Here is a 2068-nt window from a genome sequence, read left to right on the forward strand (position 1 = left end):
AATACGCCCAGTATGAGGACGACCCTCCGCCTTGCGATGCACCGCATCTGACGCCGCGCGCTGATCCACCGGGGATTACGGGACAGCCCTTAGGACGCGGTCGAGGAGGGCCAGATAAGTGACGCGGCGGTGTGGGGGCAGGTGGTGGAGGCATCCTGAGTCGACGACCAGGTCATACGGGCCAGCAAGCTCGGTGGCGGTGAGTTGGAACGCGTCGCCGCAGACGAAGCGGACGTCGACCCCGGCCTCGCGGGCCCGGTCCTCGGCCCAGGCGAGGGCGGCCGGGGCGAGGTCGACTGCGTCCACCTCGAATCCCTGAGACGCGAGAAACAGGGCATTTCGTCCCGGGCCACAGCCGAGATCCAGGGCCCGGCCCGGGGCGATCAGGCCCCGGTCGAGGTAGGCGGCCAGGCTCTCGTCGGGCTTCGCCGCGAAGAACGGGACCGGCCTCGATCGGTCGGCGTAGAAGCGACTCACCATCACGAACATGGTCAAGAGCGCCAAGGGCACCATCGAGGAACCCGGGAAGAACGTCGCGCAGAAGTCCGGCCTCAACCGCTCCATCAGTGCCGAAGCGTGGGGCCGCACGGCCGAGCTGCTGGTGCACAAGGCCGCCCGAAACGGTGGCACCCTGCACAAAGTTCCCGCCCCCGGCACCTCCCAGCGCTGCTCAGCCTGCGGGTTCACCACGCCGGGCAGCCGCCAGTCCCAGGCCGTGTTCGTGTGCAAGAACCCCGACTGCGGATGGACCGGCAACGCCGACCACAACGCAGCCCGGAACACCTTGCACCTGTACCGGATGGGCCTCGCGCTCATTCCGGCTGCCGGGAGGGCAGTCGTCAGGCGCGCTGGTCGCGTCAAGCCCGCCACCGCAAGGTAGGCAGGAATCTCCCGCATTCATCCGGGAGAGCACTTCAATTCCATACGCAGTGCACGGATTCGGCAGCCGCGGGGTACGGGCTGACGTTGCTGTACGCCGGGTTCGACGGCTCCCCGGAGACGACGACGGCCATCGGGCACGAGGTCGTGGCGGCCCTCGCCGACGTGGGGCTGACGGTCGAGTGGGACGGTGACCCCACCCGGGGTCTGACGGTCACGCCGCTGGACTGGCGCAAGCGTCTGGTGGGCTGACGGCGAGGAGGACGGCTGCCGTCCGCCTCGTGAGAGGGGTCTGCTGCCGTCCCGCTTCATCTGCTTGAATAAGGGAATGGCCAGCCTTCAGAGCAACGTGACGGGTCGCAGCGACCTTGAGCCGTTCTGGCCTTCCCGTCAGCACCACGACTTCGACCGTGTGTGTTGCCGCGCGAGGAACGCGTCGGCCCTCTAAAGCCTCTCCGAGGCCTTCGGCCGACGCGCACGACGTACGTACGTCCTGTCGATCTCGACGACTACTCCGCGCGAAAAGAGCTGACCTCTCATGGCGAACTCCCCTTCCTCCTCGGCTGCGACCGTCACCGACACCACGACCACCGTCCAGAAGCGGCATCGCCTCCGGGCCGTCGACCCGGACGAGGTGGTGCATGTCGCGGACTTCCTCCCGCCGGGCGCCACATGGCTGCCGGCGCCCCAGCACACACTGCCCGTCCTCCCGGGCCGGCCCCCGATGGTCGGCTACCTCGTTCTCGTACCGGCCGACCAGCAGCCGCCGGTCATCGCGGCCGCACCGGCCCCGGCCCTGGAGCCGGGCCTGACCCCGGACCTCGACCCCGGCCCCGGTCTGAGCCCGGGCTCGGGCCCGGACAGGGATACGGACGGGAGCGGGCACGGTCCGGTGCGGATCGACAGCGCCCAGCGCACCGCGGCCGTGGACGGGCGGACCCTCGATCTCACGTACCTCGAGTTCGAGCTGCTGGCCCATCTCGTGGCGCATCCGCACCGCGTGCACACCCGCGATCAGCTGGTGACGACCGTGTGGGGCTACGGTCACGTGGGCGACGGCCGGACGGTCGACGTCCATGTGGCGCGGCTGCGCCGCAAGCTGGGCGCCGAGCACCGTCACACGATCCAGACGGTGCGGCGCGTGGGCTACAAGTACACGCCCTGACGGAAGCGGGAGGGGGCCGGTGCG

The 2068-nt window shown here is 69.8% G+C and carries 1 protein-coding gene and 3 pseudogenes; 3 read left to right on the forward strand and 1 reads right to left on the reverse strand.

Annotated features, from left to right (window positions below; genetic code table 11):
- Positions 1-90 precede the first annotated feature (90 nt).
- Positions 91-513: pseudogene (locus tag ACWGI8_RS43460) on the reverse strand (SAM-dependent methyltransferase); the annotation flags it as partial.
- Here ACWGI8_RS43460 and ACWGI8_RS43465 point away from each other — a divergent pair.
- The 3 genes and pseudogenes from ACWGI8_RS43465 to ACWGI8_RS43475 all read left to right on the forward strand — a co-directional run.
- A pseudogene (locus tag ACWGI8_RS43465) lies at positions 473-880 on the forward strand (zinc ribbon domain-containing protein); the annotation flags it as partial. The pseudogenes ACWGI8_RS43460 and ACWGI8_RS43465 overlap by 41 nt on opposite strands.
- A gap of 38 nt (positions 881-918) precedes the next feature.
- Positions 919-1131: pseudogene (locus ACWGI8_RS43470) on the forward strand (DUF6891 domain-containing protein); the annotation flags it as partial.
- Between the two features lie 286 nt (positions 1132-1417).
- Positions 1418-2044 carry a winged helix-turn-helix domain-containing protein gene (locus ACWGI8_RS43475; protein ID WP_453669049.1) on the forward strand — a complete coding sequence of 209 codons (627 nt, stop codon included), beginning with the start codon at positions 1418-1420 and terminating at the stop codon, positions 2042-2044.
- Positions 2045-2068: the final 24 nt, after the last annotated feature.

The sequence above is a fragment of the Streptomyces sp. NPDC054841 genome (genome assembly GCF_053611045.1).